Source organism: Bacillus cereus group sp. Bce019 (genome assembly GCF_051781745.1).
GTDB classification, from domain to species: Bacteria; Bacillota; Bacilli; order Bacillales; family Bacillaceae_G; genus Bacillus_A; species Bacillus_A cereus.
Genome location: NZ_JBPWJX010000003.1, coordinates 60751 through 82596, shown reverse-complemented (window position 1 = coordinate 82596; position 21846 = coordinate 60751). Strand labels below are relative to the sequence as shown.

Here is a 21846-nt window from a genome sequence, read left to right as displayed (position 1 = left end):
TGCTTTCTTTTAGGTTTATTTATCATTCCTTAACTTCATGTTGAATAAGCACAAATTACATTGATTGTAATACGTCCTTTAGATTTCCCCAGTAGTAAACTTCTAAGCACTCTCTCTTATATAAAGTGAAACTTTAATCAGTGGGGGTTTTCTTCATCCCCACTGATTATTAGTTGAACCAATCGGATTTTAATGGGCAGCCCGACCCCCACCTAATTTCTTTGCTTTCGCTGAATTTTGAGGTGGGGGTCTTACTGCCCATTAAAGCGGGATAAATTTTGTATAAAAACAAAATGTTATTCATTATCCAATAATCACTTATTGTTTTTCGATAAATTTTTATTGATTATTACCTTGTAATAAGCTATTATATCTTTACAGAAAATATTAATGTAAGGATTGAATTTATGGACAGGACATTAAAAATCACAAAGTTAAATATGTTTTTAAGGATTTTTCTCGTCCCGATTATAGTAGGGATAATTGTTGGTATACTGACTAAATTGGGGCAAGGTATACTTCCTGGACATTGGAATTCATTAGCTAATCTAGGAAGCGTTTGGTTAGTTCCATCCTTTTTTGTGGCTAGCTTTAGTTATTCTAAGCGTACAGCTATACTTTCTGGTATCCTTGCACTACTCGGTATGGTATTAGGCTACTATGGTTATGCAATAGTTATTAAAAATGTAGCTCACTCTATTTATTTTATATCCGTATGGATTGTATGTGCATGTATAGGAGGAACTATCTTTGGAGTTGCAGGTTTTCTATGGAAAGATACTACGGATCCACTTCATAAATTCGGAAGCGCGCTTATTAGTGGCGTTTTTGTAACGGATGGACTTCACATTCTTTTAAATTTTGAAGACTATAGTCACATGTTACCTGTTGGATATACCGAAGTCATAGTTGGGATTATCTTGATTCTTGTATTAGAACGCTCTAATGCTAATCGAATTTCTTCTTTCTTAATGATGGTTCCTATCACTATTTTAGGATTAATTGGATATAAATTATTAAGTTTGTTTACTTAATAAAAATTCATGAAGCTAGCTCTTTCAAAGGGCGAGCTTTTTTCTTACAAAAAACTATTTAAATATTAATAAATTATTAAAAACCTCTCATTTAACAGCCTTATTTATTATTGTGTCATTACACATACTTACACGACCTTTTATTAGAATCATACCAGTCTTTTATATCATTTTATTTAATCCATATAAAGTAAGGCTAAAAAACTTATTTCATAAGTTCTTTAGCCTGAGTCATTTTTACACATTTAAAATTTAATACGTACAACGGTACCTTTACCAACTTCTGAATGGATTTCTACACTATGTCCTAATTGCTTCGTAATTTCATATACGAGATATAGCCCCATTCCAGTTGATTCTTTAAAATCTCTACCATTTTCTCCTGTAAAGAAAGGTTTAAACACTCTTGGTAAATCTTGCTTCGGTATTCCTACACCATTATCAGCAATTTCAAGTATAACATTATTACCTTCCTTACAAGCTTTCACTTTAATCTTCTCTCTACTACCTGATGAATATTTAATCGCATTCGATAGTATTTGCCCAATTAAAAATTGTAACCATTTCGCATCACTTTCTACAGTAATGCCTTTATCAATTTCAAGCTCTGGATATACAAAATTCCGGATAAAGAACCGTTTATGCTCATGTACCGAATCATTCACTATTTTATGTAGTTGTACTCTTTCTACATAAAAATCTTGTGTAAATGCTTCTAAACGTGCGACATACAGAGCCATTTCTAATCCCTTTTTTAATCGATCAGTTTCCTCATTTATACTTTCAAAACGTGAATCTACTTCATCCTGTGTAATTAATTCTATTACAGATAAAGGTGTTTTCATTTGATGAATCCACTGATTCATAAAGGTTAAATGGTCATTATTTTTTCTCTCTTGCATTTGCAGCTGATTTTGATAATGTCGATATTGCACCTCAAGTAGTTCTTGAAGAGCAGCCGATACAGCTGCAAAATCAGATTTTTGAACAGATTCATCCAAAGATTGCATCGGGTTTGCTAGGCGCTCATAAAAAGAACGATGTGTAAAATAACGAAACACTAAATAACTTCCCATAAAGAAAACACCTAGAAACATTGCATATAACGCCGTTGTAATATGATTATGCCCATCAAACCAATATACGAGAAATATAGCTAGTAGTTGAATTATGGTAAAGCAAATAAGTGGTATATGATCACGTATAAACAACCTTATCATTTTTCTATACCATTATCCCAAGTAATATGAAATCTATATCCAACACTACGAATCGTTTCAATCGCACCTTCTATATGCAACGTTTGTAACTTTTTACGCACACGTGTTGTATTTACACTTAATGTATTATCATCAACATAAGATTCACTATCCCATAATTTATTAAGTAACACTTCTCTACTCACAACACGCGGATAATTTTTCATTAATGTCTCTAATAAAATGGCTTCGTTTCTCGTTATATCAATCTCGTCATTTCTAAGTTTCAATACAAGTCTTTCGGGATATAAACAAAGACCTTGTTGTTCAATCATTCGTTCTTCTAATTTCGGTGCATAATCTCCATATGCACGTCTTAAATGACTACGAATTTTCGCCACTACAACTTCATAATGAAAAGGCTTCGGAATAAAATCATCGCCACCGTTTTCTAACGCCATAACTTGATCCATCGTGCCTTCACGGGCCGAAATGAATAGTATCGGACATGTTGAAACTCCCCGAATTTGACGACACCAAAAGTACCCATCAAAACTCGGTAAATTAATATCTAATAAAACTAACTCTGGTTGTTCTTCTAAAAAAATGTTTAATACATTTTGAAAGTCCGATACAATAACTCCTTGATAACCATATTTCGCAACATGTGTCGATAATAGTTCTGCAATTTTCATATCGTCTTCTACAATCATAATTTTGACCATTATTGAACTCCTTTTTAATCCACAATCTCAAATATACTTATATAAAATAAATACTACCTCTTTTCACAAAATCAGTAAATTAAAAAAAGGATGCTTTTATACAAAAGTATCCTTTTTCGTCCCTTATCTATTTAATATGAAATTTACTAAAAGTAAATCCTAGTTTCTCCACATAATCCATTCCTAGTTCCATACGCGCTGTTTTCAGCGGATCCACAACTTGGCAAACTTTTAAATTACCTACTGCCGATAATAAAAGCGTTGCATCAACTTTAGACATTGCTAATTCTTCATGTAAAAATGTCACCATATTACGTACAGCACGATTTGCTGCATCATCTAACAATTTCTCTGAAGCAATCGTCATCATTTTTTCTTTTTGAATAGCCATTGGTAATGGCCATTGTTTTCCTTTTATAATTTGAACTGTTACCGTTACCTCACCAGCAACCTCTACACCACTAACACCAATTTCACCATCACCCATTGCTGCGTGTAAATCACCTAATGCTAATAGTGCTCCTGGGACATTAACTGGTAGTAGTAATGTTGTTCCTTCTTTAATTTCTTTACAGTCCATATTCCCGCCGTGATCATGCGGTGTGCCACATGAAATGCTCTCTTCTTTCGGTGCAGTACCAATTACCCCAATCATTGGATTAATCGGGATTTGTAGTTCACTTGAAAACAAAACATATTCATTATGTATTGGGACAATTTTCACTGTATTTTCATTTAACTCATCACCCATTACACCAAGGTTTGCACCTGTAGTTAAAACGCCCTGCTCTGCAATTTCAATTTTTTCAATCGTTACGACTAATATATCGCCAGGTTCTGCTCCTTTAACATATACAGGTCCAGTCGCTGGATTAATTCGGTTCCAATCTAATTCTTGTAACACAACATCTTCAGAATCGATTTGATTTTCAAAGCAATCATATGTTTCAAATACAAGACTGCTCCCAATTTCTACTTCCATACACGGCTTATTTTCTGGTGACATTGAGTAAATGATATGGTCTTTATGAATTCGATACATAATACCTCTCCCTTTTATATTTATCTACTATTACTAATTAGCTTTTTTTATACAAGCTCCTCTTAAAATTAAATGTTATTTTTATGTAAAAAAGCACGCAGATTGTTTTATAACATACACTCTTTACTATAACAGAAAGGTGGTATCACTATGCCCCTTATTCCATACAACGAAAGTGATGTTGATTTACTAGCTCGATTAATTCGTGCTGAAGCTGAAGGCGAAGGTCGCCAAGGTGAGGAGTTAGTTGGATGCGTTGTAGTAAACCGTGTATTTTGTGATTGCTTAGATTTTAAACAACTCCGTACCGTACGAGACGCTGTATATCAAAGACCCGGCGGATTTGAAGCAGTACAATATGGATATTTTTATCAACGCGCTCGTGAATCAGAAAAAGAAATCGCACGAAAAGTTTTACAAGGTCAATGGCGCTGGCCTGCACGATGGGCTCTTTGGTATTTCCGTCCAGTTGGAGCTTGTCCGCCTGAATGGTATAATCAGCCATTTGTAGGACAGTTTAAAAGCCATTGTTTTTATGAACCAAGTGGTGATGAATGTCCGAAAATGTATTCACGATAGTAAAATTTGCAACGCAAGTACTTAGAAATTTTGGTACTTGCGTTGCTTTTAACTGTGTTTTAGAAATCTAATAGTGTGATAAAATTTTCTATGCCTACTACATGTATTAATAATGGTATACGAGGACCATTTGATTGATTCATAATGAGCTTATATATAATAGTGAATAATTGTTTTTGATTTTCTTTCATTATTTTTTTATTTTCATGATGACAAATCGCATATAATTGCTCCATTAAGTTAGAGTAATCTTTATTAGAACGAAGTATTTTACAAACTTCTACTAGCCATTCTTTCTGCCTTTCATCTAATGTGTAGTAAAACTCTGCATTTTTCTCCTCATTTACCGCGATTAATTTTTCAGATTGAAAGTTTCTTATCCAATACTCTGCGCGATTGCTTATCGCTCTCATTTCATCTAATGCATAGCTCCTATCTATTTTCTTTAATATCCCCTGTAAAATAGTTGAATCAAAATTTAATAATGGTAACGTTCCTGCTACTTGATTAAATTTCGGATATTCTTTAATCTCACTATCAACTTTAGAGATTTTAATTGCATCAAATAAATCTTCATTTTTGAGCGTTTTATTTTCATAACTATCTTTCAATCGCTCATACTCTGTATAATTACGAATCACATCTTCATCCAACCCAATATGAAAAGCAGCGCCTGGTTTGTATTTTGCAAACATAAAGAGAATTACTTCTGGTATATACACTTTCAATAAATTGCTTGGTGTAATACTATTCCCTGAAGAACTAGACATTTTTTCATGATTCCCTTTAATACCAATAAAATCGTAAGAAACGTAATGAGGCGCTTCTCGATTGAATATTTTCCTTGCAATTTCTTTTGATACATTATAACTACCTGTTTCTGATGAATGATCTCTTCCACCCGGTTCAAAAATAACATCCTCTATCATCCATCTCATCGGCCAATCGATTTTCCAGTTTAGTTTCATTTTATTTGTATTTAATACGGATAACTCTTTTTCATTTCCGCATTCACATTCATATCGGACTGTTTTTAATACTTCATCAAAATGTGTAATAGTTGTTGTATCTTTTCCGCATCTCTCACAATATAATGTAGCTGGATAAAACCTCTCTCGCTCTTCTTCACTACACTCTCCAGTTTTAAAATCCATTAAAATATCATATATTTCTTTTCGTTTATACAAAGCCTCTAAAATATTTTTGTTATACCTTCCGCTTCTATATTCATCATGTTGATAAATAAATTCTACTTCAATTCCAAATGCTTGAAGCGATTTTTCAAACTCTTTTTCAAAATGCTCCGCATACGAGTTATGACATCCATACGGATCTGGAATATCACAGTATGGCATACCAATATACTTTGCAAAAGATGGATCAATATTTTTTGGAACTTTTCTAAACCTATCATAATCATCCCACGAAAATATAAAACGAGTCTTTTTCCCTAAATCTTGAAGTGCTCTTACTACGAAATAAGTCGTTACGATTTCACGAAAGTTCCCAATATGAACAGAACCTGACGGACTAATTCCAGATGCACAAACAAACATTTCTTTATTTGGATGTTTCCTAATTAATTCATGTGCTACTTCATACGCCCAATGCATATATTACTCACCTCAATTATTTTTTGTTTCTCATTTCCAGTTTTATGCAACAAAAAAACTCCCCCCCCAAGATTATTCATCTTGAGGACGAGAGTTGTTAGCTTCGCGGTACCACCTTAGTTTGTTAATATGTCACCATATTAACCTCTTCAGGTACGGCAAAATATGCTTATACCCTATCTCTATAACGGGAGAACCCGTCGCACCATCCCTAAATAAATTAGTTCCTTGCGCAGCTCCAAGTCTTTTTTCATTAAGATGTATACCGCTCTTTCTCAGCTACCAGAGCTCTCTGTACGTATTCTTTCTTAACTACTCTTCTCTTCTATGCCTTAAATATTAGTTTTTTAATATGATAATTTATAACACTTTTATTGTCAAACTTTTCCGAATCGAAATCGTGAAATTATCTAAAAAAATTCTTTATCGCTTCTAATTGAATTTTGTGGCTACACTCATCACAACAATATGCCCCTTTTGGTTTCTCTTTAAATCGCTTATATTTTTCACTGCCTTCGTAAACACGAAATATATTCTTACAAGAAAAGCAAACAATCTCATAAAACATCATATGCATTTTCCTCTCCTTGTTTATACACTTTTTTAATCACTTGAGAAGGTCATTTTTCTACAGTATAAATTTTAATATCCTTTGACTAAAAGGTTTACCTCTATTCTTATCGAATTATATTAATATCTTATAACGCGAGGTGAACATCTTGTTCAGTAATATAGAATTAGTTTTAGATGCTAAAGCAAGTTTAGCTGAAGGACCATGTTGGAATGGAAAAAAGCAACTTTTATATTGGGTTGATATTATGGAGAGAAAATTATGCATATATAATCCTACCGCTAATACGAACCGAGTAATTGTTCTCAATCAACAAATTGGCTGTGTTGTTCCATATTTAGAGGATGTACTACTCTTAGCTATGGAAAACGGCTTTTATTCTATTAATGTAAATACAGAAAAACTGACACATATTTTTGACCCTGAACCACATTTAATAGAAAATCGTTTCAATGATGGAAAATGTGATCCAGCTGGTCGTTTCTGGGCAGGTTCTACAGATACATACGGTATGAATGCTGCAGGTTCCTTGTATTGTTTACATCATAATTTAAGTGTAGAGAAAAAAGTTTCACATGTAAATACATCAAATGGAATTGCTTGGTCACCTGATCATACATACTTTTACTTTATAGATACACCTACTAAAAAAGTGGTTCGCTATCAATATAATATACGTACTGGAGACATTCATAATCCAAGTGATGTAATCAATTTCTCTGAAAATGATGGTCTACCTGATGGTATGACAATTGACGAAGAAGGTTGTTTATGGATTTCACATTGGGGAGGTTCAAAAATAACTAGATGGAATCCCTCTACTGGAGAACAAATATTAAGCATTCCAATTCCCGCGTTATATGTAACATCATGTACATTTGGTGGGCCTAATTTAACAGATTTATATGTTACAACAGCCAGAACAAGAATGAGTGATAACGAATTAAAAGAGTATCCACATGCTGGTGGTATTTTTCGAATTCAAACAAATGTTAAAGGCTGTCCCACCTATTCATTTTGGAATAAAAATATTGGAGCTGAAACAATGTGAACCGTATCGATTACATAAGACAAGAAGAAAAGAAATATCACGACCTTTGCTATGAACAATATAAACTGTTTGAAGCTGGCTCTTGGCTTTTCAAACCAGTTAAAACGGTTATGGACTTGATGAACCACTTTGACGGACAAAACAACTTGCAAGTACTTGACCTTGGCTCTGGCGTTGGGAGAAATAGCATTCCAATTGCAAAAAAAATAAAAAATACTAGCGGCACCGTTACATGTGTTGATTTACTTAATTCCGCTTTAACAAAGCTACAAATTTATAGCAAAGAACATGATGTATTCGAGGTTATAAAAACAGAAGAAGCAGCAATTGAAAACTATCATATTGACTCTAACGCTTATGATTATATCGTTGCAGTATCAAGTTTAGAACATGTCAGATCAGAAGAAGATTTTAAAAATGTACTCCACTCTATGAAAAGAGGTACAAAAAACGGCGGTATTAATTGTTTAATTATTAACTCTAACATACAAGAAATTGATTCAATAACGAATGAAGAATTAGAAGCTTTAATTGAAATTAATCTTTCAACCGAAGAAATGATAAGTACTTTAAAAAGCATTTATAAAGAATGGAAAGAACTAAAAGTTGAAATAAAAGAATTAGCTTATGATATTGTTCGAAATGAAAGACACATTCAATTAAAAACAAATGCTATATCGTTTGTAGTTCAGAAATAATCGTATAATAAAGATATGATTATTTCTCTCAGATTTATTTTTATTGCACGAAATTTGCAACTATAAATATTTATGAAACAAAAAATAAAAGAGCACTTGTTTCCGCAAGTGCTCTTTTGGGGATTTTGAGATACCCTATTAACGAAAGTTAAGGTTACTTAAAGTTAAAAGGTATTTATATTATATGCTTGTCCTTTTTATTTGTGCATAATCAATATATAAACATCTTTAATCATTCTTAATAACTTTTAGTTATCGTTCTTTCTTACATTTTATCATTAAGAAATTGATTGAAGGTTTATTTGCCATGTTCTTATTTGGTTCATCAATTTCCGAAACTTGTACTAATCTATATTGATTAAAATCTTTTTTTATAGATTCAGAATCATAAAAGAACATTTTTACACCTTCCATTATCTCATAATAATCTTTATCCAACTGTTTTCCTTTTCCGTACATGGGAGCTTTTTGAGAAACAGTTGTAAAAACCATATATCCGCCTGGTTTTAACTGATTATAACAATCTTCAATAAATTTCTCTCTTTCCTGTTCATTCAACAAATGAAGAAGTGCATGACTAAATATCCCATCATACAGTTTATTATCAAAAGGCATTTCGTTTACTGAACCGTGATACATACTAACATCTTCTAGTCCGTTTTCTCTTGCTAAATCGATTGCTGTTTTCGAAATTTCAATACCTGTTACATTTATACCATTATCGATAAAAACCTTTGCATTTCTTCCATATCCAATACCCGGAACTAATATATTCTTAACGTTCTTTTCAAGAAAAAAATCTTTTGTCAAAATTGCAGATTCTGTAGGTTCAAATCCCCACATCGTTTGTTTTTCGATAAAACTTGATTCCCAAAATTCCATTATGTTTCTATCTCCTTATTTTCAATCCATTTTAGTATTAAATTAAAGGCAAGTTTTTTGTGTTGTTATATGGTGTTGTTGCTATATAGTTTTTTCTTCTATTCATACCACTTACCTTATTCATCTTGGCTCCATTGAATATAGCATAATAATAAGCATATATCTAATATAAAGATTGGTGTAAAAGCCGCTCTTTTTATTAACCCTTTATCATTCTAAATGAATTTTAATTAAACTTTTTTATGAAAATCAAAACTTACATATACTAAAAATAGATCTATTTAGCTCAATCTTTTTTCAATAAGGATTTGATGATCTATCTTCTATTTTCAAAAAAATAAAAAGCACCCGAATGGATGCGTATAGATTAAACTTATTCATTATTACTTTTTCCACTTTCATCATCAACTGATTTGGAGTCTAACATGCTGCCTATATCCGGCGGTAAAGTTAACTCTATACCAGCTACTGGTTGATTATCTTCATTAAACCATTGTTTCTTAAATTTAATCAATTCTTCATTTTTCTTATTTTCATCCATGTTATCCCCCCTTTTATGTATGATATTAAACACTTTACTTAATATGTACATTGAGAAAGATAATATACTATTTGTACATAATGAAAGAGCAAAAACCATTCTCTGTTTACACAAGCCATTGTACCTATTAAAAAAATCCCCGTACATGTTACTCCGCGCTCTGTTATCATATTAGTGTCGAAACATACGTGGCCTATGCGATAAGTATCTGGTCATTTTGTTTATTATTCAAATGAAGAAATTGTTTATCAAAATAAACCTTCAGTAAAGGAATTTTTTGCAGAAAAACAATTTAAGGAGATAAAAGAGTATATAGGTTTATCTGTGGAACAGTACCGTATCGCTAATATTGGTTTACATCCAGCTATCGCTCAGTACAATGGGTTCTATACACTTGACACATACAACAATTTTTATCCTCTATCTTACAAATATGAATTCCGAAAAATAAAACGATTTGTACGTATTTTGACGAATGGGGTGTCCGTTGTTATATTTTCACCGATGAACTTGGAAAACACTATATGTTTAAGAAAAATTCGAAAAAACGTTTAAAAAATGTAGAGCTAAATATAGATCATTTCAAAAAAAATGGGTTGTCGTTACATATTTTCTGCTGTCCCTATTGAAAATGCAGTGAAAAACAATTTATCCATCGAGAAAATATTTATATCAAAGACATCCGCTTGGAAAATTTATTTATATAAAGCAATATAGATAAGTACATTAGATTACATCTCTCGATATAAATTTATAAAAAACCAAACCAATATTTAACTACAATATTAGTTTGGTTTTTACTATTTTGTATGAAATTGAACTACTCACCACATTCCCAACTACCCTTAAACACTTTTTAACTTTTTTAATAACTATATCCTCTTTGCCACTGTCCTTGAAAACCTTGGCCTTGGCCTTGTGGGAGCAAAAACTGAACAGGTGCACCTGAAAGTTGAGAACCTGAAACTTGCGTAACCCCAACTACTGCATTACCACCAATTCCAGAAGGAAACACTATTGTAACCATTTCTTGACCGGTTTGAGTAAAAGTAACTCTATGAATAAAAACACGTGTACCAGCCTGAAGAGTTTGCCCATTAGGTAATGTAACAGGTTGTGGAATAGTAAATAATTGACCCACTAAATTTTGAAATTGTTGTTGACGAAAATCCTCTACATAACCATATTCAGAAGTATTTTGATAATACATAGCCACCCAACCTCTCTTTATTTAAATTTACATGTTATATTTACCTATATATTCGGTAGGCTTTTTCTATGTCTAGACAAATCACCTAAATTTAATATAAAAAATTTTTGATACACTTCAAAAATAAGTATTTTTATAAGAAGTTATTAATATTATTAACTAATTGAAATTATTAATTTCTAACACATATATATCCTATTCTATTTAACCTAACATTCAATCGACCAATAACCTCTAAATTTTCATTTTCACAATCGATCCCTTTCTTTTTCTTATTCACCGTAATCATTTGTTTATCCCTTGAAGTTCTTTCATAAAAGCTTTCTATGTTACTCCAACCTTTCCTTTGTATTAACTCTAAATTATATTGTCCTCATTGTATAGTTGTTATAAAAAAATTCAAAAGTTATTGCTATCGGATTCAAAAGGATACTCACCTTTCTTCAAGGTATTGCAATATTTACGCTCAGTACTTGTAGCAATCCCTAAGTTTTTAGCCACCTCAGCAAATTTTGTCCTCGTCCTATTGTAAGCTGTTCTTCAGTTATTATATAATTTATCCCTTCCAAAAAAAGTAAAATATTTCACAATTTTCAAGAAGAGTCTATAAATATCTTTTGAAACTCCTATTAAAAATTTGTCATAAAAAAGATTTAATTTTGTTTATAGGAAACAAAATTAAATCTTAATCTAGATAAGAAATACATCTCAAAGCTCTAATATGATTACTAACCATGAAGTCATTTAATTAATCGAAAATTCAATAAATTAATATTAAATACATCATAAAATTACCAATAATTATCTGTTTTTTTACCTTCTTCAAAGGAAATAGACTCTTTACTTACAAATTTTAATGAATCACTTTTTAAATCTAATGAATAGATACTTAAAACCCAAGGTAAGTCTTCCATATAATATTTAACAACTACCATTCTCCAATTATTATTGCATTACAAAAAAAGCTACTATTTTTCGACTCACAACAACCCTCCTTATTTGCATTATTCTTTTTTAAATTGAAAATTTAGACGTTCAGCTTGTTTGATTTCCTCCATTACTTTACGAATTCCTTCTTCAATCCTATCTTCCTTTACATTCGATACGTTCAACTTTAATAGTCTTTGTTTCGGAAAACCTCTCACATAATTCTTATCAATCGTATCAATACTGATTTGCATTTCACTTAGTCTTTGTATCAACATGTCCGAAATACTTGTTTTATGTACTTCTAAACAAGTATGGATTCCAATTGTATTTTGCTTTTTATGTGTGAATAAATGCGGGTTTTCACTATACATTCTTTCTAATACTTCTGCTAGTTTTTTAGATCTATCATTATAGGAAGATTTAATTTTGTTTTTATGACGTTCAAACATACCACTCTTTATATAAATTTCTAAAGCCGCTTGAGAAATCATCGGACTATCAATATCTAGTATTTTTTTGTATGTATAGAAAGCATTTGCAATGGATGGTGGGATGACCGCAACTCCAACCCGTAAACCTGGAAAAATAATCTTCGAATAACTTTTCAAATATATGACATGACTACAATTATCCAAGCTATATAACGGATCTGCTTTTGAATCAGTTTCTAAATCTGCTAAATAATCATCTTCCACTATAAATACATTGTATTTCTTAGCCAATAGTGTGATTTTTTCTTTCTCATCTTTAGAATAAGACGTTCCAAGCGGATGATGATATCTCGGTATCGTATAGAAGAATTTTATTTTTCCGGTTTGAAATATTTGCTCCAATTCATTCAAATCGATACCTTCATTCGTACGTTTAATACCGATTACAGGAACTTTATTTATTTCTAGATAATCAATATATAGATGATATGTTGGTTGTTCAATTAATACAGTTTCATTTCCATTCGGAAATGGTATAGAAGTTAATATAGCAAGTGCCTGCTGAACACCGGATGTTATAAAAATATTTTCTTCTTTTGTAAAGACTTGATAATTTGCTAGTTGTTTTTGAATAACTGGTATTAAAGATGGTAAGCCTTTCGGCGTTCCATATACAAACAAATCATTTTTATACGTATCAATAGCCTTATTAATACAATGTTGAAAATCTAAATACGGAAAAACATCTGGATCTGGTGCTGAGGAGGCAAAATCAATTATCTCGTTATTTTCTATAGTACTCTCTGATTTTTTAACAACGTAGTATCCACTTTGAGGGACAGAATATATAATGTGACGCTTTTCTAATTCATGAAGAGCACGTATAACTGTTGCCTTATTACATTCATATTGCGTAACGAGTGACCGTATAGACGGTAATTTCTTTCCTTCTCTTATTTCTCCATTTTGAATCATATTTTCTATGTCGTTTAAAATATGTAAATACTTATACATCTTACACCTCCTTCAGTAATTCTATATTTAATTATATCGATTTTTCATTTATATAGCATTCATTCCTCAATTAGTTAATTTTCCGATCATCTATATCGTAAATCCCAATAGCATATGAATCATTTTCAATCCATTTCTTTACTGCTTCTGTTTTAAGTACCCCTTCAACTTCTTTTTCTATTTTCTGTCCAAGTTCTCTCGCCCCTACTTCATCATCGCTAATCTTAGTTTTTATATCAATGGTAACAGGTTGATTCTTTTTATAATTTATTTGCTGAATACCAAACCATTCATATCCATTCTTTCTCAATACGTCATCAAATATCTGTCCAAAAACTAACTGCCATCTTTGTTCTGCATTTACAATCTCCTTGTTTCTTTGAGATATATTTACTTTATAGGACATAATGCCTTGAATTTGCAATCTTTTATTAATTTCTTTTTTTATTTCGTTAGCATTTTCGCTATCAGCAATCTCTAAATCTACTATTCTTGCTTTTTCATCCCATATAGCAGCACTAAAAAAAGATTCCTGCTTGACTGTCGCTGTAGCAATACCCATAACTATAGAATCTTCACTTTTAGATTCTTCCATTTCAGGCTCACAAGCACACAATAAAGCAATTGAAAATAAAAATACAATCAACTTCTTTCCTCTTTTCATTGCACTTCCCTCCGTAAATTTTCATTTACGATAAACTTTTACTTTCACATATAAATACCTTCTATAATTTAACATTATTTCATATTTTCTCCTCTTAAAAAGGGAATTACAATTAATAAATAGAATATCTCCATGAATACATAAAAAGTGAGGGATATATAATGCAACGTGTAAATACGATTGATATTAGTAATGTACTACAATTAGAAAAAACTCTTTCGTCTTTATTAAACAAAATGATTTCTTCAAAACTAGACCTTGAAAATTGGTTAAAAGAGCAGTCAAAAGTGATTTGGGAAATCGAAGAACAATTAAGATCACATTATATCGCCTTTCAATGTAATACGGATGATGAAGAAATAAAAGATACTTTTGAACATGATCAACAATTTGTAAAGCCACTTTTAAAGCGGTACCAAAATTTATTGGATAATAAATATTTAGAGTCACCTTTTCGAATGGAATTAGATTCTAATCTATATGGTTTATTAGATGCAAAAATAAAAAATGCTCAAAAGTTATTTTGTGAGGACAATATCGAATTAGAAATAAAGGAAGACAAATTAGTCACAGAGTACTTTGAAATCACTGGAGGATTAAGTGCTATTTGGGACGGAGAAGAAAAAACGATAACAGAATTACAATCCTATTTACAAGATTCGAATCGTGACATCCGTAAAAAGGCAAAAACCATTATTTCTGAACAGTTTTTATCTGTTGAAAAAGAACTCCAAAACATATTAAATCAATTAATTGAAATTCGCCATCAAAAAGCAAAAAATATTCAACTAGAGAATTATCGCGATTATATGTTCAAAAAATACGAGCGTTTTGATTATTCAGCGATAGATTGCTATGAACTAGCTGAATCCATACGTAAGTATGTTGTGCCTCTTAAAGATAAAATATTACTAGAGAAAAAAGAGAAACTGCAAGTGGATACGCTTCGCCCGTGGGATGTATCAGCTGTAACTCCAGATCAAAAAGTACTTAAACCAATTGCAAATGAAAATGATTTAATTGAAAAGAGCACTCATATCTTTAATAAACTAGATATTGAATTTTCAGCACTTTTAAACCGAATGTATAAACACAATTGTCTTGATTTAACAAGCCGCAAAGGAAAAGCAGCTGGTGGCTTTTGTGAGTACTTACCCACTTCACAATTATCTTATATTTTTATGAACTTAAATTATACACAAGATGATATTATAACTTTTATACACGAAATGGGGCATAGCATTCATAACGACCTCATAAAACCATTAAAATTACGACAGTATATAGAAATTCCAGCTGAAACAGCTGAACTAGCCAGTATGACAATGGAATTATTCTCGCTTAATTATTGGGATACCTTCTATACAGACAAAAAAGATTTAAAACAAGCAAAAATTAACTTCTTTAAAGATGTTATTTCATATTTACCTGTTATGCTTATTGTCGATCAATTTCAACACTGGCTGTATGAAAATCCAAGTCATACTTCTGAAGAAAGAACTGAAAAATACTTACAACTTCAAAAACATTATCAGTCTAGCGTCATACATATTGATGGCTACGAAAACTGGATAGCAACGAGTTGGTTACCTGTACTCCATATTTTTGAAGTACCATTTTATTATATTGAATATGCGATCGCCCAACTTGGCGCTTTACAAATGTATAAACAATATAAAGAGGAACCTAAGCAAGCACTAGAAAATTATAAAAAGGCATTATCACTAGGAAGCTCGCAATCTATAAAAGAAGTGTATGATGCAGCCGGTATTCGTTTTGATTTTTCTGGTGAAACAATTAAAGAATTAATGCTATTTGTAGAAAAAGAATTAGAATTACTTGAGCAATTATAAGAAGAAAGCTGCACCTATATTTTTGGTGTAGTTTTCTTCTTTATTTTATTAATCAGTTCTATGTACTGAGAATCTCCATATCCGATTGTAGGAAAAAGATGAAACAACTTCGTTAATAATTCTTGAGTTGATAAATCTTTATTTTTAGAAATGAATTTCATTACTGCATTATCTTCTGTTAACATTTCTAAAAATAAGTCTATAGCCTGATACATTACAGGTGGTACCTTATGGGAGGTCTTTTTATGGTTTACTAATACTTCATTGTATATAGAAGAATAATTCCCCAATTCAAGTTCAATTTGATTTACTTTAAATTCATCCTCTCTAAAGCTATTTAAGTATACCTTCCCTTCATAAGCAGACTGTTCAAGGTGAGAAAGTATGGTAAGTAGGTTCATTTGGCAAAACATATCTTCACCAAACCATAGAACAATACATTTATACTTTTTCGTAAAAAGGTTTTCTAACGGATCTATAACCTTTTTTATATAACTTTCTACTGAACTGTTATGTCCTTTCGCTCTTGTTTTAATAAACTCTTCATTAAAAACTTGAGTAGTAGCCGAGTTCACACACATTGCCTCATTAAATGGGGCATAATCAGAATCACCCATTAGCTTTTCGTTTTTAAATTCTTCATACATAACTTGACCATTTAATATGTTAAGTACCTCTTTATCAAATAGCTCACACTTCCTATTTCGTAACTGCTCAACCTCTATTTTTCTAGAAATATTCATATTAAACGCCCCTTCTTTATTTAAATTTAGTTTAACAAATGATTGAATAGGCATTTTGTTAAGTTGGTATTCTCTTGGATTCATTCCAAAAACATTTTTACATATTCGATTTAGCCGTTCCTATTTATAGTGCGATAGAATATTCATTTGCTGGAAATGGGAATATCATTGACTATGAGTATTCTATTACAAAAGCACTATTTGAAGGCTGCCCAGAAGAAATTGAACTACCAAAAGAGATGATAGATAAGTTTCTATTATTTATCAAATTAAAGGGGATTTTTGAATATAGCTTTTTCATTATTTCCCCTGCGTTTATAACACTTCTTTAATGATGTTTATAATGTTTTGTTTCGTTTGACTTAAATAATTGTTATTTTTAGTAGAAATTAATATACCAATCAGGATTTTAGAATTAAAGTCCTTAATCTTAAAAGATAGTATTTCTTCATTCAAAATTGTACCTTTCGGGATAATTCCTATCGCATTTTCAAAAAGCATTTCTGGAATGAGGTTTAAAGCACTACAATTGTAAATTCTTTTAAAAGATAAATTGTTTTCCGCCAAGAAAGAACTTACAGATTGATAGGAATAACAATTACTTTCTCCTACAATAACTGGATAATCTATAATATCAAATGCTTCAATGGATTCTTTTTGTAACAAAGGATGCTTGGGATTATTCACTATAAATTCAATCTGTTCATCACATATTGGGATGAATTTTACCTTTGATTTATTTTCATTATTTCCACACACCGCAAAATCAATCTTATTATGTTCTATCATTTCTGATAAAAGTGCTGTATTTCCCACTACAAAATCACAATGTATATATGGTTTTTCAGCATTTAAAAACTTTAATATTATCGGTATTAACCTTTTAGCAACGGATTCTAATAGGCCTATTCTCAAACTTCCTTTCTCTTCATTACTAATACGTTGTGCTTGAGTTATAGAATATTCCCAATGTGTTAATAAGTTTTCTACTTCCTCTGCAAAAAGTTTTCCTTCTTCTGTTAATCTTGCATCCCATCCTCTTTCAAATAACAGAAAACCAATTTCATTTTCCAGCTTTTTTATATGTGTTGTTACTGTTGATTGTGCATAGTTTAATTTTTTAGCAGCTTGTGAAAACGTACCTTCTTCAATAATTTTTTTAAATGTAAGTAACTCTTTTATTTCCATTTCATACACCAACTTCATCGATTTTATTGATAATCAGTTAATATATTTTCAATTATACAAATGGAAATATTAGAAGTAAAATGAAATAAAAAGGAAAGGAGTCATCTACTATGCCATTTGTCACTGTTTATCATCCTGAAAAATTATCCGATAATAAGTTATTAAAAGATGTAAGCAATCAAATTCACCATTCGTTAATTGAACATTTCAATATTCCTGAAAATGATTATTTTCAAATGTTTTTACCTTATCCTTCTCATCAATTTTTTTATAATTCATCTTATCTTTTAAAAGGTTCGTTAAAACGATCCAATAATATGATTTATATTTCTATTACATGTGGACCTGGAAGAACAATTAATCAAAAAAAAGATTTATATAAAGCTATAGCCACTAGTACGGCTAATATTTTACAAATCTCTACTGCTGATGTTTTCATTACACTACACGAGACACCTATGGAGAATTGGTCATTTGGTCAAGGAATAGCTCAAATGTTAAATCAACATAATAACTAGATTTTAATTTTCCTTAAAACAAAATAAACTTACCGCTTTCTATAACTATATAGAAAGCGGTAAGTTTATTTTACTAGGAATACCGGAATGAAACTCTGGTGTATACACAATAGAAAATGTATATCCCTGCTCAATAAATGATACTTCATTATGTTTACATTCAAAGGGAATATTATTTTTCTTAAAGTTATTTTGGATGCGCCGTAAAAATGCTGGATCCGGTGTTCCGAAAGAAACGTATACTTTCGGTGATAGAGCTTTCATCGCGATTGGAATCCAAGGTCGCTGCCACCAAGTCGCGACGATATATGCAGTGCCACCAACTACAAAGTTAAAAATATCCCCATCTTCCATCGTTTTCATATTTAGATTTGATTTTAACCATTCCGTAAAAACAGGTACACTTTTAACAGGAAGACCAATTTCCCTTACGTATAAAATGTTTAAAGGTGAGTGTGGTACTAATACATCCTCTTTAACATAACTATGCGCAATAATTTCGAGTAGATTTCCATCTCCGTCTTTAAAGTATAAATTGAATAGACCATTCTCTTCACCAATTACATTTCCATTTTGCCATTTTACAATGAGTAATCCAGAGTCCTTTAACCATTTTGCTGTTTCATGGAATTTTGAATATGGGATTTCAAAAGCAAAATGCGCAGGTGCGATTGGTTCATACACTTCTTGAAAACTAATTGTTGTATAAGGTGTTACTTCAAATTGAATGAAGGATGCTGTTTCTTTTTTTATTGGAAAAGATAATATGTCCTTATAAACTTGTTTTACCCCTTCTATGGAAACCGTTTGTAGTTTTATATCTGATATATGTGTAATCACTTTACATTCCCCCTCATTTCTTATTATCTATTCGTATTGTATTACACTTATAAATAGATAAAATCAAACGGAAGGATGGATTTTTCATATAGAAACTACAACTTTAGTATGAATATGTTAGCTCCAATTATTTTTTATTTCCGCTATAACAATTTCTGGTTTATCCCAGTGCAACATGTGTGTAGTATCAGGAATTACTTTTACTATACTGTCCGTTTTCTCTTTAAAAACATTTGCTGTCTTATCTCTATAATCCGCCCAAACTTGTGGGACTGTAGCTCGAAGTAATACAATATTAGCCGGTAGCTTCTCATATATATCTATTGTTTCATCTTTATGCATACCTCTTATTATATTACTAGCTGTATTTCCCCTGGCATGCCACCATACTTTATTATCCATTTCGATCCCTAGATCCTTTACAGCAACTTCTAACAATGAAGACCACCTAGTATAAGCTGCTTTTTCACTTTTGAAAAATTCGTCCCAATTATTAAAAACGTATTCATCAAAGTCCTTTTCATAATAAGCAATTTCTTCTTCCAACGTTTCTTCTTTAAGCCTTTTTGTTTGATATCCACCATCAATAAGAATACTTCCTTGTACTTTTTCTGGATGATTTAACAAATAAAATAACGCTACAAAACTTCCCCATGAATGTGATAGAAAATAGAAGTATTCGATTCTCAATTCATTTATTATTTCATTTAACCAATTTGCTAAATTGTGCATCTCATAATCTTCTGTTCTTTCAAATGGGGGTGTTTTACCATGTCCAGGTGCATCAACGGAGATAAATCTATACTCTTCTTTTAATTCCTCAGCAATTTCTATAAAACTTAAACTCGTACTACCTAATCCATGTAAACAAAAGATAACGGGCTTCTCATTATTCCCCCATTCAGTAATATGTACATTTATTTTTTCATTGCTAATATAGTAACGTTTCAAAACATTTATCCTCTATATTTTGATTTTTTAATTTACACTTTATTTATTTCTATTATTTTCAAGTATTTCCTGTATTCTTTTCCACACAAAAAGCTGCTTTTCTTTAAATGAAAAGCAGCTTTTACACTAAAATACATTATAATTTAACAGCAATAATCATAAATCTTTTTGAATTCGTACGAATCCCTTTTTCAGAACTATACGTATCAATGAACTTTTGTAAAATAGTAAAATCCTCTTCCTGTTCTCCGAATCTAGGAATAATAGGGGTATGTTTTAATAAGAAAATGAGATCTTCAGACCTACTGTAATAATCAGTAACATCATATTCACGTACTTGCACGAGATCAAATCCTGCACTAATAAGTTCATTCATATAATTTTCTTTTAAAGTACCATCCCGTTCACCTAAGCATTGTCCTCTACCAAATGCTTCTTTCAGGTTTAATTTATCATTCTCACTTACTTGTTGTGTTAAGAAAAAGGCACCCTTTTTCATTACTTTCGCTAACTCAGATGCCAGAAACGGGGCATGACAACTTGAAGCAATATCAAAATGTGCATGTGGAAATGTTAAAGCTTCAGAACCCATTTGAAGAAACTCAACATTTTGTACACCTGATTTTTTCAAGTTAGAATGTGCCGTTGCAATCATGCCGTTAGAATTATCAATTCCAATCAACAATTTAACTGATGATGCTATGTTAAGTACATTTTCTCCTCCACCTGTACCAACATCAAGTAAAATATGTGATGGTTTACACCTTTCTTTTACCTCACTATAAAAGTCCCATGTATCTCCTACAGTTTCACATTTTATTTTGCTAAAATCCCATCCATTTAATCTTCCTACTTTATCATAGAAGCTTTTATACTCTAATTCGTTCATCTTATTACTTCCCCTTTGTAAAAATAAATTAAATATGTATAATAACCTACGACACTCCTTAATTATATATTATAAAATACAAATTATTAAAACAATATTTCCCTTCACACCACAATAAGTTTACATAACATTTTTATGGTTTATCTTTATCTATATATTCTAAATGCCCTCTTCCCCAACTACACATACTATCCAAAACAGTACTGACTGTTTTTCCATGTTCAGTTAAGCTATATTCTACTTTAGGTGGTATTTCTTGATAAATTTCGCGTTTTATTAGTTGATCTTGCTCTAATTCACGTAATTGCTTCGCTAACGTCCCTTGAGATATATCTGGTATCAATCGCTTTAATTCACCAAAACGTTTCATTCCATCTGTTAGCAAAATAAACAAAATGAGTGGCTTCCATTTCCCACCGATTATTTGTAATGTTGCTATTACCCCTTTTAACTTCGGTTCTTGTAAATCCATTTTTCTCACCTCTCCTCAGATATCATAAAATGAAACTTTAATCAGTGGGGGTTTTGTTCATCCCACACTGATTATTAGTTGAACCAATCGGGCTTTTACGGGCTATTGATCTCTTACCTAACTTCCTTGCATTTTCCTAACTTTGAGGTGAGAGTTTTACTGCCCGTTAATGCCGGATAAACCATATTTAGAAATTTTTCCTATTACT

The 21846-nt window shown here is 31.2% G+C and carries 23 protein-coding genes, 2 pseudogenes and 1 other annotated feature; of the genes and pseudogenes, 8 read left to right on the top strand and 17 right to left on the bottom strand.

The window, feature by feature from the left end:
- The first annotated feature begins 407 nt into the window (after positions 1-407).
- Positions 408-1034 (top strand): DUF6518 family protein, encoded by a 627-nt coding sequence (locus tag ACS2QP_RS06595; RefSeq protein WP_000376271.1) that lies wholly within the window; start codon positions 408-410, stop codon positions 1032-1034.
- Positions 1035-1279: 245 nt separating this feature from the next.
- Here ACS2QP_RS06595 and ACS2QP_RS06590 read toward each other — a convergent pair whose 3' ends face one another.
- The 3 genes from ACS2QP_RS06590 to ACS2QP_RS06580 form a co-directional block, all read right to left on the bottom strand.
- Positions 1280-2254: a sensor histidine kinase gene (locus ACS2QP_RS06590; RefSeq protein WP_153581001.1), complete on the bottom strand. Its 975-nt coding sequence runs from the start codon at positions 2252-2254 to the stop codon at positions 1280-1282.
- Positions 2251-2958 (bottom strand): response regulator transcription factor, encoded by a 708-nt coding sequence (locus ACS2QP_RS06585; protein WP_000238994.1) that lies wholly within the window; start codon positions 2956-2958, stop codon positions 2251-2253. The genes ACS2QP_RS06590 and ACS2QP_RS06585 overlap by 4 nt, the downstream gene beginning before the upstream one ends.
- A gap of 127 nt (positions 2959-3085) precedes the next feature.
- The gene (locus ACS2QP_RS06580) at positions 3086-4000 is read right to left on the bottom strand and encodes an acetamidase/formamidase family protein (protein ID WP_103622052.1); all 915 of its coding nucleotides are present in this window, start codon (positions 3998-4000) and stop codon (positions 3086-3088) included.
- Between the two features lie 150 nt (positions 4001-4150).
- Between ACS2QP_RS06580 and ACS2QP_RS06575 the strand changes: the two genes are divergently transcribed.
- Positions 4151-4579, top strand: a complete 429-nt coding sequence (locus ACS2QP_RS06575; protein WP_025687953.1) for a cell wall hydrolase — start codon at positions 4151-4153, stop codon at positions 4577-4579.
- Positions 4580-4638: 59 nt separating this feature from the next.
- Here ACS2QP_RS06575 and lysS read toward each other — a convergent pair whose 3' ends face one another.
- Both lysS and ACS2QP_RS06565 read right to left on the bottom strand, forming a co-directional pair.
- Positions 4639-6192, bottom strand: coding sequence for a lysine--tRNA ligase (gene lysS, locus ACS2QP_RS06570; RefSeq protein WP_326264849.1), 1554 nt, complete (start codon positions 6190-6192; stop codon positions 4639-4641).
- An 80-nt stretch (positions 6193-6272) separates the two neighbouring features.
- Positions 6273-6529 (bottom strand) — a binding site (T-box leader).
- 69 nt (positions 6530-6598) lie between these two features.
- Positions 6599-6769 (bottom strand): DUF2197 domain-containing protein, encoded by a 171-nt coding sequence (locus tag ACS2QP_RS06565; protein ID WP_000551042.1) that lies wholly within the window; start codon positions 6767-6769, stop codon positions 6599-6601.
- Between the two features lie 142 nt (positions 6770-6911).
- On the opposite strand from ACS2QP_RS06565, the gene ACS2QP_RS06560 reads away from it, so the two are divergent.
- Both ACS2QP_RS06560 and ACS2QP_RS06555 read left to right on the top strand, forming a co-directional pair.
- On the top strand, positions 6912-7814 hold the full coding sequence (locus tag ACS2QP_RS06560; RefSeq protein ID WP_438882247.1) for an SMP-30/gluconolactonase/LRE family protein: 903 nt from the start codon (positions 6912-6914) through the stop codon (positions 7812-7814).
- Positions 7811-8512, top strand: a complete 702-nt coding sequence (locus ACS2QP_RS06555; RefSeq protein WP_001079454.1) for a class I SAM-dependent methyltransferase — start codon at positions 7811-7813, stop codon at positions 8510-8512. The genes ACS2QP_RS06560 and ACS2QP_RS06555 overlap by 4 nt, the downstream gene beginning before the upstream one ends.
- 252 nt (positions 8513-8764) lie before the next feature.
- Here ACS2QP_RS06555 and ACS2QP_RS06550 read toward each other — a convergent pair whose 3' ends face one another.
- Both ACS2QP_RS06550 and ACS2QP_RS06545 read right to left on the bottom strand, forming a co-directional pair.
- Positions 8765-9394, bottom strand: coding sequence for a class I SAM-dependent methyltransferase (locus ACS2QP_RS06550; RefSeq protein WP_119683426.1), 630 nt, complete (start codon positions 9392-9394; stop codon positions 8765-8767).
- A 373-nt stretch (positions 9395-9767) separates the two neighbouring features.
- Positions 9768-9935, bottom strand: a complete 168-nt coding sequence (locus ACS2QP_RS06545) for a hypothetical protein (RefSeq protein WP_000344134.1) — start codon at positions 9933-9935, stop codon at positions 9768-9770.
- A gap of 225 nt (positions 9936-10160) precedes the next feature.
- On the opposite strand from ACS2QP_RS06545, the pseudogene ACS2QP_RS06540 reads away from it, so the two are divergent.
- Positions 10161-10652: pseudogene (locus ACS2QP_RS06540) on the top strand (DUF6044 family protein); the annotation flags it as partial.
- Between the two features lie 148 nt (positions 10653-10800).
- On the opposite strand, the gene ACS2QP_RS06535 reads toward ACS2QP_RS06540, so the two are convergent.
- The 4 genes from ACS2QP_RS06535 to ACS2QP_RS06520 all read right to left on the bottom strand — a co-directional run bounded on the left by ACS2QP_RS06535 (position 10801) and on the right by ACS2QP_RS06520 (position 14184).
- Positions 10801-11145: a hypothetical protein gene (locus tag ACS2QP_RS06535; protein ID WP_002183603.1), complete on the bottom strand. Its 345-nt coding sequence runs from the start codon at positions 11143-11145 to the stop codon at positions 10801-10803.
- A gap of 791 nt (positions 11146-11936) precedes the next feature.
- On the bottom strand, positions 11937-12080 hold the full coding sequence (locus tag ACS2QP_RS06530) for a hypothetical protein (RefSeq protein ID WP_438882246.1): 144 nt from the start codon (positions 12078-12080) through the stop codon (positions 11937-11939).
- A gap of 69 nt (positions 12081-12149) precedes the next feature.
- Complete coding sequence (locus tag ACS2QP_RS06525) at positions 12150-13520, bottom strand: PLP-dependent aminotransferase family protein (RefSeq protein WP_153581004.1); 1371 nt, start codon at positions 13518-13520, stop codon at positions 12150-12152.
- Positions 13521-13590: 70 nt separating this feature from the next.
- A complete protein-coding gene (locus ACS2QP_RS06520) occupies positions 13591-14184 on the bottom strand; it encodes a DUF4030 domain-containing protein (RefSeq protein ID WP_149149627.1) in 594 nt (197 codons plus the stop codon).
- Positions 14185-14345: 161 nt separating this feature from the next.
- Between ACS2QP_RS06520 and ACS2QP_RS06515 the strand changes: the two genes are divergently transcribed.
- Positions 14346-16037, top strand: a complete 1692-nt coding sequence (locus tag ACS2QP_RS06515) for a M3 family oligoendopeptidase (RefSeq protein WP_438882245.1) — start codon at positions 14346-14348, stop codon at positions 16035-16037.
- Between the two features lie 14 nt (positions 16038-16051).
- Here the strand turns inward: ACS2QP_RS06515 and ACS2QP_RS06510 are convergent, their stop codons facing one another.
- On the bottom strand, positions 16052-16864 hold the full coding sequence (locus ACS2QP_RS06510) for an AraC family transcriptional regulator (RefSeq protein WP_228549819.1): 813 nt from the start codon (positions 16862-16864) through the stop codon (positions 16052-16054).
- On the opposite strand from ACS2QP_RS06510, the pseudogene ACS2QP_RS06505 reads away from it, so the two are divergent.
- Positions 16864-17073: pseudogene (locus tag ACS2QP_RS06505) on the top strand (aminoglycoside phosphotransferase); the annotation flags it as partial. The gene ACS2QP_RS06510 and the pseudogene ACS2QP_RS06505 overlap by 1 nt on opposite strands.
- Positions 17074-17095: 22 nt before the next feature.
- Here the strand turns inward: ACS2QP_RS06505 and ACS2QP_RS06500 are convergent.
- A complete protein-coding gene (locus ACS2QP_RS06500) occupies positions 17096-17968 on the bottom strand; it encodes a LysR family transcriptional regulator (RefSeq protein WP_153581006.1) in 873 nt (290 codons plus the stop codon).
- A gap of 110 nt (positions 17969-18078) precedes the next feature.
- Between ACS2QP_RS06500 and ACS2QP_RS06495 the strand changes: the two genes are divergently transcribed.
- Positions 18079-18486 (top strand): tautomerase family protein, encoded by a 408-nt coding sequence (locus tag ACS2QP_RS06495; protein WP_242259603.1) that lies wholly within the window; start codon positions 18079-18081, stop codon positions 18484-18486.
- A 45-nt stretch (positions 18487-18531) separates the two neighbouring features.
- On the opposite strand, the gene ACS2QP_RS06490 is transcribed toward ACS2QP_RS06495, so the two are convergent.
- The 4 genes from ACS2QP_RS06490 to ACS2QP_RS06475 all read right to left on the bottom strand — a co-directional run bounded on the left by ACS2QP_RS06490 (position 18532) and on the right by ACS2QP_RS06475 (position 21638).
- Entirely contained in the window at positions 18532-19326 is a 795-nt protein-coding gene (locus ACS2QP_RS06490; RefSeq protein ID WP_000627925.1) for a VOC family protein, read from the bottom strand.
- 117 nt (positions 19327-19443) lie between these two features.
- Positions 19444-20277 carry an alpha/beta fold hydrolase gene (locus ACS2QP_RS06485; protein WP_000833454.1) on the bottom strand — a complete coding sequence of 278 codons (834 nt, stop codon included), beginning with the start codon at positions 20275-20277 and terminating at the stop codon, positions 19444-19446.
- 136 nt (positions 20278-20413) lie between these two features.
- Positions 20414-21166 (bottom strand): class I SAM-dependent methyltransferase, encoded by a 753-nt coding sequence (locus ACS2QP_RS06480; RefSeq protein WP_136363418.1) that lies wholly within the window; start codon positions 21164-21166, stop codon positions 20414-20416.
- A gap of 133 nt (positions 21167-21299) precedes the next feature.
- Positions 21300-21638, bottom strand: a complete 339-nt coding sequence (locus tag ACS2QP_RS06475) for a winged helix-turn-helix transcriptional regulator (protein ID WP_000365520.1) — start codon at positions 21636-21638, stop codon at positions 21300-21302.
- Positions 21639-21846: the final 208 nt, after the last annotated feature.

Coding starts and splice junctions, on each gene's coding strand:
- ACS2QP_RS06595 (WP_000376271.1), top strand. CDS start 408: ATGGACAGGACATTAAAAATCACAAAGTTAAATATGTTTTTAAGGATT.
- ACS2QP_RS06590 (WP_153581001.1), bottom strand. CDS start 2,254: ATGATAAGGTTGTTTATACGTGATCATATACCACTTATTTGCTTTACC.
- ACS2QP_RS06585 (WP_000238994.1), bottom strand. CDS start 2,958: ATGGTCAAAATTATGATTGTAGAAGACGATATGAAAATTGCAGAACTA.
- ACS2QP_RS06580 (WP_103622052.1), bottom strand. CDS start 4,000: ATGTATCGAATTCATAAAGACCATATCATTTACTCAATGTCACCAGAA.
- ACS2QP_RS06575 (WP_025687953.1), top strand. CDS start 4,151: ATGCCCCTTATTCCATACAACGAAAGTGATGTTGATTTACTAGCTCGA.
- lysS (WP_326264849.1), bottom strand. CDS start 6,192: ATGCATTGGGCGTATGAAGTAGCACATGAATTAATTAGGAAACATCCA.
- ACS2QP_RS06565 (WP_000551042.1), bottom strand. CDS start 6,769: ATGCATATGATGTTTTATGAGATTGTTTGCTTTTCTTGTAAGAATATA.
- ACS2QP_RS06550 (WP_119683426.1), bottom strand. CDS start 9,394: ATGGAATTTTGGGAATCAAGTTTTATCGAAAAACAAACGATGTGGGGA.
- ACS2QP_RS06545 (WP_000344134.1), bottom strand. CDS start 9,935: ATGGATGAAAATAAGAAAAATGAAGAATTGATTAAATTTAAGAAACAA.
- ACS2QP_RS06535 (WP_002183603.1), bottom strand. CDS start 11,145: ATGTATTATCAAAATACTTCTGAATATGGTTATGTAGAGGATTTTCGT.
- ACS2QP_RS06530 (WP_438882246.1), bottom strand. CDS start 12,080: ATGGTAGTTGTTAAATATTATATGGAAGACTTACCTTGGGTTTTAAGT.
- ACS2QP_RS06525 (WP_153581004.1), bottom strand. CDS start 13,520: ATGTATAAGTATTTACATATTTTAAACGACATAGAAAATATGATTCAA.
- ACS2QP_RS06520 (WP_149149627.1), bottom strand. CDS start 14,184: ATGAAAAGAGGAAAGAAGTTGATTGTATTTTTATTTTCAATTGCTTTA.
- ACS2QP_RS06515 (WP_438882245.1), top strand. CDS start 14,346: ATGCAACGTGTAAATACGATTGATATTAGTAATGTACTACAATTAGAA.
- ACS2QP_RS06510 (WP_228549819.1), bottom strand. CDS start 16,864: ATGAATCCAAGAGAATACCAACTTAACAAAATGCCTATTCAATCATTT.
- ACS2QP_RS06500 (WP_153581006.1), bottom strand. CDS start 17,968: ATGGAAATAAAAGAGTTACTTACATTTAAAAAAATTATTGAAGAAGGT.
- ACS2QP_RS06495 (WP_242259603.1), top strand. CDS start 18,079: ATGCCATTTGTCACTGTTTATCATCCTGAAAAATTATCCGATAATAAG.
- ACS2QP_RS06480 (WP_136363418.1), bottom strand. CDS start 21,166: ATGAACGAATTAGAGTATAAAAGCTTCTATGATAAAGTAGGAAGATTA.
- ACS2QP_RS06475 (WP_000365520.1), bottom strand. CDS start 21,638: ATGGATTTACAAGAACCGAAGTTAAAAGGGGTAATAGCAACATTACAA.